The organism is Kitasatospora sp. NPDC029312 (genome assembly GCF_055569215.1).
This window is the reverse complement of sequence record NZ_JBVHXY010000044.1, coordinates 38529-52361: the sequence shown is the minus strand read 5'-3', so window position 1 is coordinate 52361 and position 13833 is coordinate 38529. Positions and strand designations below refer to the sequence as shown.

At 73.9% G+C, this 13833-nt stretch carries 13 protein-coding genes, 1 tRNA gene and 1 riboswitch; of the genes, 10 read left to right on the top strand and 4 right to left on the bottom strand.

Annotated features, from left to right (window positions below):
• Positions 1–74: 74 nt before the first annotated feature.
• The 5 genes from trmB (at position 75) to ACZ4WV_RS28745 (ending at position 5086) form a co-directional block, all read left to right on the top strand.
• Positions 75–905, top strand: a complete 831-nt coding sequence (gene trmB / locus ACZ4WV_RS28765; protein WP_465751549.1) for a tRNA (guanosine(46)-N7)-methyltransferase TrmB — start codon at positions 75–77, stop codon at positions 903–905.
• A gap of 116 nt (positions 906–1021) precedes the next feature.
• Positions 1022–2347: a PrsW family intramembrane metalloprotease gene (locus ACZ4WV_RS28760; RefSeq protein ID WP_465751548.1), complete on the top strand. Its 1326-nt coding sequence runs from the start codon at positions 1022–1024 to the stop codon at positions 2345–2347.
• A 73-nt stretch (positions 2348–2420) separates the two neighbouring features.
• Positions 2421–2494 (top strand) — tRNA-Met (locus ACZ4WV_RS28755).
• Positions 2495–2693: 199 nt separating this feature from the next.
• Positions 2694–3530 (top strand): hypothetical protein, encoded by an 837-nt coding sequence (locus tag ACZ4WV_RS28750; RefSeq protein WP_465751547.1) that lies wholly within the window; start codon positions 2694–2696, stop codon positions 3528–3530.
• Between the two features lie 395 nt (positions 3531–3925).
• A complete protein-coding gene (locus tag ACZ4WV_RS28745) occupies positions 3926–5086 on the top strand; it encodes a hypothetical protein (RefSeq protein WP_465751546.1) in 1161 nt (386 codons plus the stop codon).
• Here ACZ4WV_RS28745 and ACZ4WV_RS28740 read toward each other — a convergent pair.
• The 3 genes from ACZ4WV_RS28740 to ACZ4WV_RS28730 form a co-directional block, all read right to left on the bottom strand.
• Positions 5083–5529: a GNAT family N-acetyltransferase gene (locus ACZ4WV_RS28740; RefSeq protein WP_465751545.1), complete on the bottom strand. Its 447-nt coding sequence runs from the start codon at positions 5527–5529 to the stop codon at positions 5083–5085. The two genes, ACZ4WV_RS28745 and ACZ4WV_RS28740, sit on opposite strands and share 4 nt — an antisense overlap.
• Before the next feature lie 37 nt (positions 5530–5566).
• Positions 5567–6313 carry a class I SAM-dependent methyltransferase gene (locus ACZ4WV_RS28735; RefSeq protein WP_465751544.1) on the bottom strand — a complete coding sequence of 249 codons (747 nt, stop codon included), beginning with the start codon at positions 6311–6313 and terminating at the stop codon, positions 5567–5569.
• 98 nt (positions 6314–6411) lie between these two features.
• Complete coding sequence (locus ACZ4WV_RS28730; RefSeq protein WP_465751543.1) at positions 6412–7959, bottom strand: GNAT family N-acetyltransferase; 1548 nt, start codon at positions 7957–7959, stop codon at positions 6412–6414.
• Here ACZ4WV_RS28730 and ACZ4WV_RS28725 point away from each other — a divergent pair.
• Positions 7958–8830: a hypothetical protein gene (locus ACZ4WV_RS28725; RefSeq protein ID WP_465751542.1), complete on the top strand. Its 873-nt coding sequence runs from the start codon at positions 7958–7960 to the stop codon at positions 8828–8830. The genes ACZ4WV_RS28730 and ACZ4WV_RS28725 overlap by 2 nt on opposite strands.
• A 70-nt stretch (positions 8831–8900) precedes the next feature.
• Here ACZ4WV_RS28725 and ACZ4WV_RS28720 read toward each other — a convergent pair whose 3' ends face one another.
• Positions 8901–9749 (bottom strand): M23 family metallopeptidase, encoded by an 849-nt coding sequence (locus tag ACZ4WV_RS28720; RefSeq protein ID WP_465751541.1) that lies wholly within the window; start codon positions 9747–9749, stop codon positions 8901–8903.
• Positions 9750–9761: 12 nt separating this feature from the next.
• Positions 9762–9920: riboswitch (cyclic di-AMP (ydaO/yuaA leader) on the bottom strand.
• A gap of 197 nt (positions 9921–10117) precedes the next feature.
• Between ACZ4WV_RS28720 and ACZ4WV_RS28715 the strand changes: the two genes are divergently transcribed.
• From ACZ4WV_RS28715 to ACZ4WV_RS28700, 4 genes are all read left to right on the top strand, one after another.
• Positions 10118–10408, top strand: a complete 291-nt coding sequence (locus ACZ4WV_RS28715; RefSeq protein ID WP_465751540.1) for a YiaA/YiaB family inner membrane protein — start codon at positions 10118–10120, stop codon at positions 10406–10408.
• 116 nt (positions 10409–10524) lie between these two features.
• Positions 10525–11349 carry an alpha/beta fold hydrolase gene (locus tag ACZ4WV_RS28710; protein WP_465751539.1) on the top strand — a complete coding sequence of 275 codons (825 nt, stop codon included), beginning with the start codon at positions 10525–10527 and terminating at the stop codon, positions 11347–11349.
• A 39-nt stretch (positions 11350–11388) separates the two neighbouring features.
• Complete coding sequence (locus tag ACZ4WV_RS28705) at positions 11389–11982, top strand: TetR/AcrR family transcriptional regulator (protein ID WP_465751538.1); 594 nt, start codon at positions 11389–11391, stop codon at positions 11980–11982.
• 555 nt (positions 11983–12537) lie between these two features.
• Positions 12538–13803 carry an ATP-binding protein gene (locus ACZ4WV_RS28700; RefSeq protein ID WP_465751558.1) on the top strand — a complete coding sequence of 422 codons (1266 nt, stop codon included), beginning with the start codon at positions 12538–12540 and terminating at the stop codon, positions 13801–13803.
• Positions 13804–13833 lie beyond the last annotated feature (30 nt).

Below are 13833 nucleotides of genomic sequence, written 5' to 3'. Positions count from 1 at the left end.
CCGGGCGGGCCCCGGATGAGCCCCGTCACACACCCCGGCGGGCGCCCCGCACGGCCCCGTAGACTCGGGTGATTGTGACTGCCACCGCCCCGATCCCCCAGCAATCGCCGTCCGCCCGGATGTCCGCCGCGCCGGCCGCCTACCCCGCGCCGATGTACCCGCACAAGGCCACCGAGGCCCAGCACCGGGAGCGGCGCATCCGCAGCTTCCAGCCGCGCCGGGGCCGGATGACCAACGCCCAGGCGGGTGCCCTGGACCGCAGCTGGGAGAGGTACGGCATCCCCATCGACGGCAGCCCGCTGGACCTGCGGGAACTGTTCGGCGGCCTGCCGGTCACCCTGGAGATCGGCTTCGGCATGGGCGAGACCACCGCCGCGATGGCCGCCGCCGACCCGTCCATGGGCATCCTCGCCGCCGACGTGCACACCCCCGGCCACGGCAACCTGCTCGGCCTGCTGGAGCGCGACGGCTCGCAGAACGTGCGGCTGGCCGCCGGTGACGCCGTCATCCTGCTGCGCGACATGCTGCCGGACGCCTCGCTGGCCGGACTGCGGGTCTACTTCGCCGACCCGTGGCCCAAGCCGAAGCACCACAAGCGCCGGCTGATCCAGCCGTCCTTTCTCGACCTCGTGCTGCCCCGGCTCGCCCCCGGCGCCCTGGTGCACTGCGCGACCGACTGGGAGCCGTACGCGGAGCAGATGCTGGCCGTGCTGTCCGCCTCGCCGGAGCTGGAGAACCTCCACCCGGAGGGCGACGGCAGCGGCTGGCTGGAGCCCGCGGACCACCCGGACGGCAGCGTCCCCGGCTACGCACCGCGACCGGACTGGCGGCCCGTCACCAAGTTCGAACGCGCCGGGATCGCCAAGGGCCATGTGGTCCACGACCTGCTGTTCCGCCGCCGCTGAACCCCCGGCCGCCGTTCGAACGGGCGGCGGCCCGCTGAGCGGACGGCGCCGCGCCCCGCGAGCGGTTCGTCCCGACTCCTCCCGACGGGCGGCCGCCGTGGCCTACCCTGTGCCGCATGGGCAGCCCGTCCGGCGGCGGGTTCCGGACGTCCGCCCGTGCCGCCGCCGACGCACCGGGGACGGTCCAGCGCACCGGTGACACCCGGACCATCCCGGGGCCCCGGGGGCGCCGGGCCCGCCGGCTGCTGCCCCGGCCGACCGGGGCGTTACCGGCCGGCAGCGCTGCCACCGCTACAGGTCCGCGCGATCGGGCCGCCGGTCCGGCCGTACCGCCGGGCCGCGCCCGGTCGATGGCGCTGTCCTCCGTCACCGCGACCGCCGTCCTGACCCTGATCGGCTGCGGCGTGCTGATCCTGCACCTGGTCCAGCGGCAGACCGGCACGGTCGGACTGCTGGTCGGCCTGGGCCTGGCGATGGTGCCGCTGCCCTTCGTGCTCGGCGGCCTGGCCTGGCTCAACCTCACCGCCCGGGTGCCGCTGCGGCACACCGTGTTCTGCCTCGGCTGGGGCGCCTGCGCGGCCACCACGATCGCGATCCTCGCCAACAACTGGACCGCCGACTACCTGACCGCGCACCCCGACCCGCTCGGTCAGCTGCTCGGCGCCGGGATCGCCACCCCGCTGATCGAGGAGAGCGCCAAGGCCACCGCCCTGCTGGTGCTGCTGCTGCCGCTCGGCCGGCGGCTGCCCTGCCGCGGCCGCCGCACCGAGCGCCCCTGCGCGCCGCTGCTGCACCGGTCCCCGGTGCCCGGGCGCACCCGCCCGTACGAGCGCCGCCCGGCCGGGCCGCACGCCCGGAGCCGGCTGAGGCTGCGCCCCTACCTGCGGCCCCTGCCGTACCTCTGCCCGGCCCCGCCCTCCCCCGGCACCCCGCACCGCCGCTCCAGGCCGCGCACCCTGGCCGCCGGGGTGGTGCTCGGCGGGATGACGGCCTGCGGCTTCGCCTTCGTCGAGAACGCCCTCTACCTGGGCCGGGCCTTCACCACCGACCAGCGGAACCGGCTCGACAGCATCGGCCTGGGCGACCGGCCCAGCCTGCGGGACTTCGACAGCACCGTGCAGACCTTCGTGCTCCGCGCCCTGCTCTCCCCCTTCGCCCATCCGCTGTTCACCGCGCTCACCGGAATCGGCCTGGCCGTCGCCCTCACCACCGGACGCCGCTGGCTGGCCCGGCTGGCCGCACCCGCCGGCCTGCTGCTGGCGATGGTGCTGCACGGCACCTGGAACGCCGCCGCCGACCTCGGGACGGACGGGTTCCTGATGGTCTACGGCGTCCTGATGGTGCCCTGCTTCGCGGCCCTGGTCTGCTTCGCCGCCTGGGCCAGGTCCCGAACCTCCCGGCACGCCCCGAGGCACGTCCGACGGGCCCCGGAAGCGGCCTGAGGACCCCGCTCGGGGCCGCCCGCAGAACCGATTTCCCATATCGGCGACTTCCCCGTATCGTTGTGTTCACCGACGCGGGGTGGAGCAGCTCGGTAGCTCGCTGGGCTCATAACCCAGAGGTCGCAGGTTCAAATCCTGTCCCCGCTACTCAGTAGCCGAAGGGCCCGGAGGATTCGTCCTCCGGGCCCTTCGCCGTTTCCGGGCACCGGCAGAGCACGGTCCTGCCACGAAGCGATAACAGGGATCGAATCCAAGATCTACTGTCTGCGGCCTCACCCATACTTCAGAGGAAAAATTTCATCCATTCGGGGGTGGCAACGCCGTGCCCCGGGACAGGAATCACCTCATGCCGTCGAAGCGCCTGGTCAGCACCGCCGTGATCTGCCTCCTCCTGGGAGCGGGCACGGCAGCCTGCGGCGACACCAAGGACTCGGACAAGGCCGCCGCGCCCGCGACCACCGCGGCTGCGGCCGCGCCCGTGACCGCCACGCCGACGCCGACCCCGACCGTGGCGAAGTTGGACACCGACAAGCTGACCGCGCAGGAGATCAAGAAGCAGGCCAAGGACGCCCTGGCCGGTGCCACCGCGGTCAAGATGGCGGGCACGATGGTCGACGAGGACGGCAAGACGGAGCTCAGCCTGGCCATGGACAGCAAGGGCCAGTGCACCGGCACCATGTCGGTGCCGGGCATGGGCAAGGTCGAGATCGTCCGCGACGGCAAGGCCTCCTACATGAAGCCGGACGCCGCCTTCTGGACCGCCATGGGCGGCCCGAACGGCGCCAAGGCCGCCGAGCTCTTCAAGGGCCGTTACCTGACCGGGTTCGACAACGACCCGCAGATGAAGCCGTTCACCTCCCTGTGCGACCTCTCCGACTTCAGCAAGCAGATCGTCGAGGGCGGCGACACGGCCGGCACCGGTGCCGAGAAGGGTTCCGCCGGCACCACGAACGGCGTGAAGAGCTTCAGCCTCAAGGTCACCAACGCCCAGGGCGAGCACGGCACGATCTACGTCGCCACCGAGGGCAAGCCGTACCCGGTCCGCATCGAGACGGCTCCGAGCAAGGACGGCCAGACCCAGATCGACCTCACGGACTTCGACAAGCCCCTGACCGTCCAGGCCCCGTCGGCCGACAACACGATCGACTTCTCCAAGTTCAAGGACCAGATCAAGACGGCCTGATCAGCGGCCCGCATAAATCCGTTGCCTCCCCGACAGGGGCCTGCCTATCGTGGGGCCACACTGAAAGGAGGTGATCCTGAATTGAGTTCCATCAGGATGCGTGAGGTGGCTGCTCGCTAGAGCCGCCCCTGCCTGCGCAGGGTGAGGCCCCTGGCCTCCGGCAGGCGAAATCCACAGCAGTCACCCGGCCCGCAGGCTCACCGGAACATCCCCGGTGCCTCGGCGCCAGGCCAGTGCACGGGCCGGCGTCGAAGGAGCAGCCTGCGGGCCGTCTGCGTTTTGGGCGGCCGTCGCGTCGTCGCCGCGGTGCCCCCGGAACGTTTCCGTGGTGGGGTCGCGGCGCTAGAGTCGGCGCGGACTCCGCAGCGGAGCGGCGCGGACACTGGGGGTGGGCGATGGCGAGGTCGCGGCGGGTCGGCGCGTCGGCGATGCGGACGGCGCAGGGGGCGGCCGCCGGGGTGACGGCCGGGACGGGACTGCTCGGGCTGCTGCTGTTCGCGCTCGGCCGGGCGCACACCTGGCAGGCGCTCGGCGGCGGGCTGGTGGTGGCCGGGGCGTCGACGGTGCTCGGCGGTGCGTTGGGCTTCCTGTTCGGGGTGCCGCGGGTGAAGGGCGGTTCGGGGGAGCCGCAGGGCTCGTACACGCCGAACACCAATCTGGAGCAGGTGTCGGACTGGTTGACCAAGGTGCTGCTCGGCGTCGGGCTGACCCAGCTCGGCTCGCTCGGCGAACGGCTGCACCAGCTGGGCACGGTGCTGGCGCCCGCGCTCGGCGGTGGGGACGCGGCGGTGCCGTTCGGGGCCGCGCTGGTGCTGTACTTCCTGGTCCTCGGCTTCCTGGCCGGCTGGTTGGTGACCCGGCTCGCGCTGCCGCAGGCGCTGACCGACGCGGACCAGGCGCTGGACCTCTTCCTGGCCGGGCAGGACCGCGACCGGCACGGCGACAAGGTCGGCGCGGACGATCTGCGGATGCGCGCGATGCAGCACCTCGGACTGCTCGGCGGCAGTGCGGACCATCCCTCCGCGCTGGCCGCGCAGCTGCCGCCCTCCGTGGGCTCGCCCGCGGGGCCGGAGGGGGTGGTCGCCGAGGTGCGTTCGACCGCGACCCGCTCGGCGCTGACCGCCGACCAGGTGCGGGGCCTCTACGCGGACGGCTCGGAGGGCCGCCGGATCCAGGCGCTCGCGCTGATGCAGGGCGACCCGTCGCTGGCCGACCTGCCGAGCGTGCTGGACGCGATCGAACGCCCGCGCTCGGGCTTCGAGCAGTACCACGCCCTGCTGGCCGCCCGGGGCCTGCTCTCCCGGCTGACCGACCCCGACGCGCAGCGCCTGCGGGACGCGGTGGCGGCGCAGTTGGTCGACCCACGGGGGATCCCGTACGGGTCGGACCGCAGCTGGCTGGCGGAGAAGATCCTGTCCCGGCTGCAGGTGGCGGCCTTCGTTCCGGCCCGGCCCGCCGCCCCGGTCCCGGCCGCGGCTGCGGCCGCGTCGGCTTTGGCAACCGTTCCGGTCCAGCCGGCCGAGTCGGTCCCTCCGGCCCGCGACGACGCGCCTTAGACGGTGAAGCGCAGTTCGGGCTGTTCCCAGGGGGTCTTGGGCTGGGGCGGGCGGGTGCCGGTGCGTTGGGCGCCCATCTGGAGGTAGAAGCCCTCTGCGGGCGGGTGGGAGACGACCTTGACCGTGGCGATCCCGGCCTCGCGGGCGCGGGCGAGCATGTCGGTGATCAACCGGCGGCCGATGCCGAGGCCTTGGGCCTCGTCCGCGACGAACATCAGGTCCAGTTCGGCCGGGTCGCGGATCAGCGCGTAGAAGCCGAGCAGCCGGTCGTCGGCGGCGTCGACGGCCATCCGTACCTGGTGGCGCTCGACGTAGTCGGGTGTCACCTCGTAGCCGTCGACCATCGCGAAGTACGCGCCGCGGTAAGCGCTGGAGGCCTGGATCAGTGCCGTGAGCCGGGAGGCGTCGGCCGGCTGGGCGGGCCGGACCGTGGTCTCGCTCATGGCGTCCGAGTATATGGGCAATGCCGACTAGTGACTATTACCGATTCGGACTTCGCCGAGCGTCCGGGCGGCGCCGGTCGGCGGCTCGTAGTACCAGCATCCGGCGGGTGCGGCCGTCCTCGCGGGGGACGCTGCGGATCTCGCTGGAGATCCGGTGCCTGCCGAGCGCGTACCGCAGCCGGTCGAGGTGGCCGCAGCGGCGTCCGTACCCGTCGTGCAGCGGATGGACGCGGACCTCGCCGTCCGGGGCGGTGACCCGGACCAGCTCGATGAGCGCCGCCAACTGGCGCTCGGGGCGGAACAGTTCGGGGTAGGCGAAGAGCAGGTAGCCGCTCAGGGTGAGGGCGAAGGTGCCGTCGGCGAAGGGCAGTCGGGGCAGCGCGGCGGCCACGTACCGCTGCGGGTGGGCGGCCGAGTCGGCGGTGAACAGCCGCCGGGCGCGGTCCCAGCTGCGCAGGTAGCGCTCGGGCCGGCGGCGGCCGGAGGCGGGGTAGAGGTGCGGGCGGGCCGCCATGGCGACGGCCATCGACTTCCGGGCGGCCACCGCGTGGGCCGCGACCTGGGGCAGTGGCAGGGCGTACGCCGGGTCGGCGGCGATCACCCGGCAGCCCAGCGCGCGGGCCTCGGCGGCCAGGCCCGCCGCGCCGCCCGGGCAGTCCAGCAGCGGCCCCGGTAGGGCGGCCAGTCCGGCGCGGGTGAGGCCGAACAGGGCGCAGTACTCGTCCAGCGGACGGGAGGTGACCAGGACGTCGGGGTCCGGTGCGGGGGTGGGGGCGTCGGCCACGCGGCCATCCGAACACGGAGCGGCCCCGTCCGCATCCGGGGTGCATCCGGAGAGCGGCCGGAGCGCATCCGGGGCGCATCGCCCCTTGGGCGGAGCCGTCAGCGGCCGAGCAGGCCGACCGCGGCGGCCCGGTTGACGTTCGTCAGACCGCGGACCAGCTGTGCGGTGAGGAAGACCAGCAGCAGCCCGACCGCCGAGAAAGCGGCGATCTGCCAGGCGCCCTCGATGTAGTAGACGTGCCGGACGTGCTGGCTGTCGGTGTAGTCGAACACCCGGTATCCGGGCCAGTTCGTGAAGGTCGGGAAGACCCAGTGGTAGACCGGGTAGAGCGCCATCGTCCAGCCGAGCAGCAGGAACACCAGCGTCATGCTGAAGCTGAACACCGCCCACGGGAACATCACCACCTGGTACAGCACGCCCTTCCAGCCCGCCGCGTCCGCCAGCCGGGCGGTGATCGCGCCCCAGCTGCCCGGGCGGACCTGCCGTACCGGCGCCGGGCCGGGCACGTCCACGCCGAGCATTCCGCGCACCCGGGCCCGCTCGAGCCGGCCGAAGCCGCGGGCGGCGGCGGTCAGGCCGGCCAGCACGGGCAGGCCGAGGACGGTGACGAAGGTGCCGAGGCCGAAGCAGAACATGGTGATCGCGACGGTGAAGGCGACGATGGCCACCGGCAGGCCGGTCAGCGCGAAGCCGATCTCGCGGACGTGGTACGCGGAGAACGGCGACCGCCAGGCGGACGGCGGCCACTCCGTCCGGCGGACCCCGGCGCGGGGTCCCTTCTCGTCGTCGTAGCCGCCCAGGGTGTCCCACTCCTGGTCCAGCGTGCTTCGGCTGCTGCTCATGTCCCGGCTCCCGGCCCTTCGGTCCCTCGTGCTCTTCGACCCGACGTCCTCGAGTCTGGCCGAGCCGCCGCCGCGGGGGCATCCGGGGGACCGGCGGATCGGAGGTGGGGTTAACCCCCCGTCCCGGCCTCCTGCGTGCCGGTCCGGCCGGGCCACTCGTCGACGAGAAGCGAGTACTGGTGGGAGTCGGACCCACACGCCGCCCCGGTACACGTCGTGCCGGATCCGCCCCTCCAGCCGGAAGCCGAGTCTGGTGAGCACCCGGGCGGCGGCCGGGTTGTCCACATCGGTCCGGGCGGCCAGCCGGTGCAGTCCGAGCGGCCCGAAGGCGCACCCGCAGAGCAACTCCGCGATCTCGGTCGCGTAGCCGCGGCCCCACACCTCGGGGCGCAGCACGCAGCCGAGTTCGGCGGAGCGGAACCCGCCGAGGGTCAGGCCGGCCTGCCCGACCGGCACCGCGTCCGCCCGGTCCGCCGGGTACTCCCCGTCCCGCATGCCCGCCGCGCCTGCCGCGCCCGCCGCCTCCCCCGCGTCCTCGCGGCGGCAGACGGCGAGCCGGTAGGTGTCCCGCTCCTCCGCCATCGCCTCCTCCAGGTACAGCTCGATCTGGTCGGCGCAGTCCTCGCGGTCGCGCGGGCCGAAGGTGAGGCGGCGGGTCACCTCGGGGTCGCCGAACAGCGCGTGCAACGCGTCCACGTCCTCCGGGGTGTGGTGGTACTCGGATGGTGAGCCGGGGGCCGGTGAGTCGTACGGGGACCATGGGGGCCGACCCTGCCCGCGCCCGGCGGCTACCGTTCGGGACATGAACGACGATGACCTGCGGCTCGCTCCGCGCACCAAGGCCGCCGAGCTGCTCGCCTGGGCGGCCGAGCAGGGCCGCGCGCCGGTGGCCGAGGCGCCGCTGCGCACGGTGCTGGCGCTGCTGGAGCTGGGCGAGGGCAGGATGCACGACGGCTGGCCCGAACTGACCTCCGACGCGGTGGAGCACCTGCTGTACGAGCGGCTCCACCTGTACGTCCAACCGGCGCCGGACGCCGATCCGCTCGCCTACGGGAACGCCGTGCGGCTGCTGGTCGACCACCAGCGGGCGGTGAAGCGGCTCAATGCGAAGCGCCAGGAGCGGCTGCACGCCGAGGCCGAGTGGCAGGGCGAGGTCGCGGCCGGGCTGCTGCGCCGCGCCGATCTGGTCACCTGGCCGCGGCTGTACGCGGTGCTGCTGCACGCCCACGGGGTGGACACGGCCGACGGGGCGGCGGTGCGGGACTGGCTGACGGGCTTCGCCGCACTGGGCGAGGCGGAACGGCTGGCCGGGTACGAGGCGCTGGTGCCGGCCGGCTGGCTGGACGAACCCGATGAGCAGGGTTGGGGGCCGGGCCGGGTGCTGTCCGTCGGCATGGCCACCGACGGCGCGCGGCGGCTGCTGGAGCAGGGCCTGATGCGGCGCAGCTACCGCAACCTGGCCGAGCTGACCGCGCTGGGGCGGCCGATGCCGGAGGAACTGGCCGGGGATTTCGGGGCGTTCGAGGCGGCGGCGGCCGGGGTCGCGCTCGACCTGTTGGGCCAGTGGACGGTGCCCGGCCTGCCGCGGCTGCTGGTCGAGGAGTTCGCCGAGCTCGCGCCGGAGCCGGGGCCGGAGGAGATCGACGCCTATCTGGCGCAGTTGCCGGCGGAGTGAGGGACCGGAGGCGGGCTCCGGGCGCGCCCGGGGGCCCGCCCGTCGGGGGCCGTTGCGGCCGTCGGGGCCGTTACGGGTTGAGGCCGCGCTGCTGGAGCCAGCTCTCGGGGTCGACCGGGGCGCCGCCGCCGGGGCGGACCTCCAGGTGCAGGTGCGGGCCGGTGACGTTGCCGGTCGCGCCGACCTTGCCGATCTGCTGGCCGGGGCCGACCTTGCCGGAGCCCGTGATGATCGAGGAGAGGTGGCAGTACCAGATCTCGGTGCCGTCGGGCAGGGTCTCGACGATCCGGTAGCCGTACGCGCCGGACCAGCCCGCCGAGGTGATGGTGCCCTGGCCGACCGCGTACACCGGGGTGCCGGTGTCGGCGGCGAAGTCCAGGCCGGTGTGCAGGTGGGCCCAGTAGCGGGCGCTCTGGCCGTAGTGGGCGGACAGGTTGTAGTCCTTCACCGGCAGGGTGAGGGCGGCGGCCTTGGCGCGCTCGGTCTCCTCGGCGGCGCGCTTGGCGTCGGCCTCCTTGGCGGCGGCCTTGGCCTCGGCCTCCTGGGCGGCCTGGAGGCGGGCGTTCTCCTCGGCGGCGGTGCGCTGGCTGTCGGCCTGCTGCTGGATGCGGGCGGCGAGCGCGAGGCCGGGGTCGGCGGCGAGGGCGACCGGCGTCTCGTCCGCGGCCTCGACGGCGGGCGCGGCGGCCGGGGTGGCGGAGGCGAAGCCGGTGGCGCCCAGGGTGGCGGCGACGGCGGTGACGCCGAGGAGCGGGGAGGCCCCGCGGGTCTGACGCGGCATCCAGTGGCGGTTGGTCTCGGCTTCCGGGGCGAACTCGTCGGTGCCGAGAGACTCGGCACCGTCCGGGCCGGGGTGGTCGAGGAGCTGGGTACCGGCTGCGGGGCCGCCCGGGTGTGCCGGGGTGTGCGTCGACGCCACGGAGGCGCGCTCCTTTCCTTCCTTCGCGCCTACCGGGTTAGCTGACGGGTTCGGAGCAGGAAGGTCTCCTACGGCCGGGCCGGGGCCCCGCCGATTCACCCCAGGGAACGTGGTTCCCCGGCTCCCTGACCTGCCCGGAGGCCGGCCGGTGGGATTAGGCGACGGCGCACGGTGCCGTCTGGGTACGGCGTTGACGACCGCGCTGCGTTATCAAACGTTAATCCTAGGAGCCCCTGATTCCAAGCCATCCGTCCGGGACGGCTGGGGGCCGGGTGATCGGACGTCAACGAACGACCCGTCATTCACCTGGGTCCATCTGAGTACTCCTACTCATGTGTGACCCGACAGCGCCGTCGCATCCTGTCGCCATGACCGCACCGATGCAGACCCGCACCACGGCCGCGTACTACGCCCAGGCCGTCCTCTCCTTCACCATCTCCGGCGTGGCCCTCGCCGCCGGGATCGCCTGTCTGCCCGTCGCCGGATGGACCCGGGCGTTCCTCGGGATCGGCCTCCTCTACACCGTCACGTCCGCGTTCACGCTGGCCAAGGTCATCCGGGACCGGCAGGAGTCCGCGGACACCGTCGCCCGGGTCGACCAGGCCCGACTGGAGAAGCTGCTGGCGGAGCACGACCCGTTCAGGGTCGAGGGAGTCTGAGCCCTCGCCCGGCCGGTCGGGGGGGGCGAAGGGGGCCGGAACGAGGGGCTTGACGGCTAAGGCTATTAGCCGTAGCTTCTTGGCTATCGGCAGCAGCGCCCCCGTGGAGGACCACCGTGAACGGCACCAGCACCCCGAGCACCCAGTACCTCGACGTCTCCGGCGGCCGGATCGCCTTCGACGACACCCGAGAGGGCGCCGGCGCCCCCGTCGTCCTGCTCCCCGGCATGCTCGACACCCGACGGGCGTACCGGCACCTGCACCCGCTGCTCACCGCGGCCGGACACCGGGTCATCACCATGGACCTGCGCGGCTTCGGTGAGTCCTCGATCGTCTGGGACGACTACAGCCCGGCCGCCATCGCCACCGACGTCCTCGCCCTGCTGAACCGCCTCGGCATCGAACGGGCCGTCCTGGTCGGCCAGTCCTACACCGGGGCCACGGTGGTCAAGCTCGCCGGGGACGCACCCCAGCGGATCGCCGGGATCGCGCTCATCGACGCCTTCGTCGAGCACCGGTCCAACGCCCTGATGCGGGGCGTGATGGCCGTGACGGGCACCGCGCTGGTCCACTGGCCCGCCTCCTGGGGCCTCTACCTGCGCAAGATGGCCTTCCCCGGCCCCCGACCCGCCGACCTCGACGCGTACGTCGCCGGACTCGTCGCCGACCTGCGCACCCCGGGGCGCAAGACCGCCACCCGCGGGCACGTCACCGGGGACTCCGCGCCGATCGGCTGGTGCGCGGCCGTCCGCTGCCCCTCGCTCGTCCTGATGGGCAGCAAGGACCCCGACTTCCCGGACCCGGCGGCCGTCGCCGACCGGCAGGCCGCGGCGCTCGGCAGCCGGAAGGTGATGATCGAGGGCTCAGGGCACTACCCGATGGCCGACAACCCGCAGGCCGTGGCGGACGCCCTGCTGCCCTTCCTCGCCGAACGCGCCTGACGCCGCCGGCCCCGCATCCCTACGGAGAAAACCGAAGCCATGCCCCGAGTAGGACTGACCCCGGACCAGGTCGTCGGCTACGCCCTCGCCCTCATCGACGAGCAGGGCACCGAGGCCCTCACCCTGGCCTCCGTCGCCGCCCGCGCCGGGGTCGCCACCCCCTCCCTGTACAAGCACGTCAGCGGCGGTCTCACCGAACTGCGCCGGCTGATCGCCGTACGGGTCACCGAGGAACTGGCGGACCGGCTCGCCGACGCCGCGGTCGGCCGCAGCGGCGACGACGCCGTCACCGCCGTCCTGCGCGCCTACCAGGCCTACGCCACCGAGCACCCCCACCGCTACACCGCCCTCCCCCAGGCCCCACGACCCGACGACGACCTCACCCGCGCGGCCACCCGACTCCTCGGCGTGATCCTCGCCGTCCTCCGCTCCTACGGCCTCGACGGGCCCGAAGCCGTTCATGCCGCCCGCACCGTCCGCTCCCTCGCCCACGGCTTCGCCTCCCTCTCCACCACCGGCGCCTTCCAACTCGCCGAGGACCTCACCACCACCCATGACCGCCTCGTCACCACCCTGACCACCAGCCTTCGCAGTTGGCCGAAGCCGGCGCAGGAGGAAGTGGACGAGGAATAGGAAGCAGGGGGAAGGCGAGCGAACGCGGCCATCGGCCCGAGGAGCCGCGCGAGAAGTCGGACGGACCGACTTCCGGCGATCAGCGGGTGACAGCCCTCCGGCGGAAAGCAAGATGAAGGGCCGGCGAAAGCGGGGTGGAAGGGGCGGATCGAGTCACCCCCGCGCGCGAGAAGTCGGGCGGGCCGACTTCTCGCGAGTGCGGCGCAGCGGCTGGTGCACGCGGTGGGGCTGCTCGGTGCGGACGACCGAACCCTGGTGCCGGTACGGCGGCCGGGCGCCGGGTGGCACCGGTACGCCGGGCGGCCGCGGCCCGTTCCGTGACGCCGTGCGCACAGCTTCCCCACAACCGGGGACGGGAATCAGCCATCGACCGACCCGTCGACCGGGATCGGAAGTGCCTGGACGAACGGTCGCCGCCCTCCTCGGCCCCCTGCGGTCGGGGCCGAACCATGCGGGATTGGCGGCGTATTGACGGGATTTTGACGAGATCCAGTCACTTGGCGAGATCCGTTCACACCTACGTAGGATCATCACCCTAGAATTCGCGGCGTGACGATGACTCAGTGGTCCGTAACGGCAACCGGCGTGCTCGCCGTCCTCGCCCTCGTGGCCGCCGCCCGGTACCGTGCCGTGTCCGTCACCCAGCGCGTCCGGGCCGACCGGCTGCAGGACGAACTCGCCCGGCTCCAGGACCAGCTGACCGCCGAACTCTCCCGCCGGGGCGCCGACCTGGCCGCCGTCCAGCAGGAGCAGGAGCTCACCGCCTCCACCCAGCGGGCCTTCCTCAGCGTCGCCCGCCGCATCCTCGTCATGGCCCACGACCAGCAGGCCCTGCTCGACGACATGGAGCGCACCCACGACGACCCGACCCTGCTGGAAGGCCTGCTCAAGGCCGACCACGCCGCCGCCCAACAGGCCCGGCTGGCCCAGACCCTGGCCGTCCTGTGCGGCGCCCGGGCCGGACGGCACTGGCCGGAACCGGTGACCCTGGAGGACGTGGTGCGCGGCGCCCAGTCGCGGATCCTGCCGTTCCAGCGGGTGGTGGTCCGCAGCCGGATCGAGACCGCCGTGGTGGGCGCCGCCGCCGAGGCGCTGATCCACGCCATCGCCGAGCTGCTGGACAACGCCACCCGCTACTCCCCGCCCAGCACCCAGGTGTTCGTCACCTTGATGCCGGTGCACAACGGCGCGGTGATCGAGATCGACGACGGCGGCGTCGGCATGCCGGAGCAGGCCGTCGCCAAGGCCGCCGCCGCACTCGCCGGGGGCAGCACCCTGGAGATCTCCCGGCTGGGCGAAGTGCCGCAGTTGGGCCTGGCCGCCGTCGGCCGGCTCGCCGAGCAGTACGGCTTCCGGGTCACCCTCAGCTCGGCGCCCTCGCCGTACGGCGGGGTCCGTGTCGTGGTGCTGCTGCCGAACGCCCTGCTCACCGAGCCGCTGCCGCCCACCGTTCCCGGCCTCGGTCCGGACGACCGGGCGTTCACCCCAGACCCGCGCCCGGTCGCCGGCCACCCGCACCTCGGCAACTCGCGCAGCGGCCACCCACACAGCGGCCACCCGCACGCCGGCCACCCGATGGTGGAGACCCCGCCCACCGGCCGGCCCCCCGCGGGCGGCGACACCCCGCCGCCGCTGCCCCGCCGGAGCCACCGCCGCGACCGCGCGAACCGGCCCGCCCAGCACGCCGCTCCCCCGCCGCCGGCCCCGCCGTACCGCTCCGCGCAGGACGCGCAGGCGTTCATGGCGATGTTCCAGGCCGGCACCGCCAGCGGCCGATCGGCGGCCCGGGGCCAGGCCCAGACCCCGCCCGGCCACCACTGACCGTCCCCCCTCCCCGACTTCCCTGCCCCC

Bases quoted from the DNA above. Each gene is read 5' to 3' on its own strand.
- ACZ4WV_RS28760 (WP_465751548.1), top strand. From the start codon at position 1,022: ATGGGCAGCCCGTCCGGCGGCGGGTTCCGGACGTCCGCCCGTGCCGCC.
- ACZ4WV_RS28740 (WP_465751545.1), bottom strand. From the start codon at position 5,529: ATGAGCGAGACCACGGTCCGGCCCGCCCAGCCGGCCGACGCCTCCCGG.
- ACZ4WV_RS28705 (WP_465751538.1), top strand. From the start codon at position 11,389: ATGCCCCGAGTAGGACTGACCCCGGACCAGGTCGTCGGCTACGCCCTC.
- ACZ4WV_RS28725 (WP_465751542.1), top strand. From the start codon at position 7,958: ATGAACGACGATGACCTGCGGCTCGCTCCGCGCACCAAGGCCGCCGAG.
- ACZ4WV_RS28745 (WP_465751546.1), top strand. From the start codon at position 3,926: ATGGCGAGGTCGCGGCGGGTCGGCGCGTCGGCGATGCGGACGGCGCAG.
- ACZ4WV_RS28715 (WP_465751540.1), top strand. From the start codon at position 10,118: ATGACCGCACCGATGCAGACCCGCACCACGGCCGCGTACTACGCCCAG.
- ACZ4WV_RS28750 (WP_465751547.1), top strand. From the start codon at position 2,694: ATGCCGTCGAAGCGCCTGGTCAGCACCGCCGTGATCTGCCTCCTCCTG.
- ACZ4WV_RS28730 (WP_465751543.1), bottom strand. From the start codon at position 7,959: ATGTCCCGAACGGTAGCCGCCGGGCGCGGGCAGGGTCGGCCCCCATGG.
- ACZ4WV_RS28700 (WP_465751558.1), top strand. From the start codon at position 12,538: ATGACTCAGTGGTCCGTAACGGCAACCGGCGTGCTCGCCGTCCTCGCC.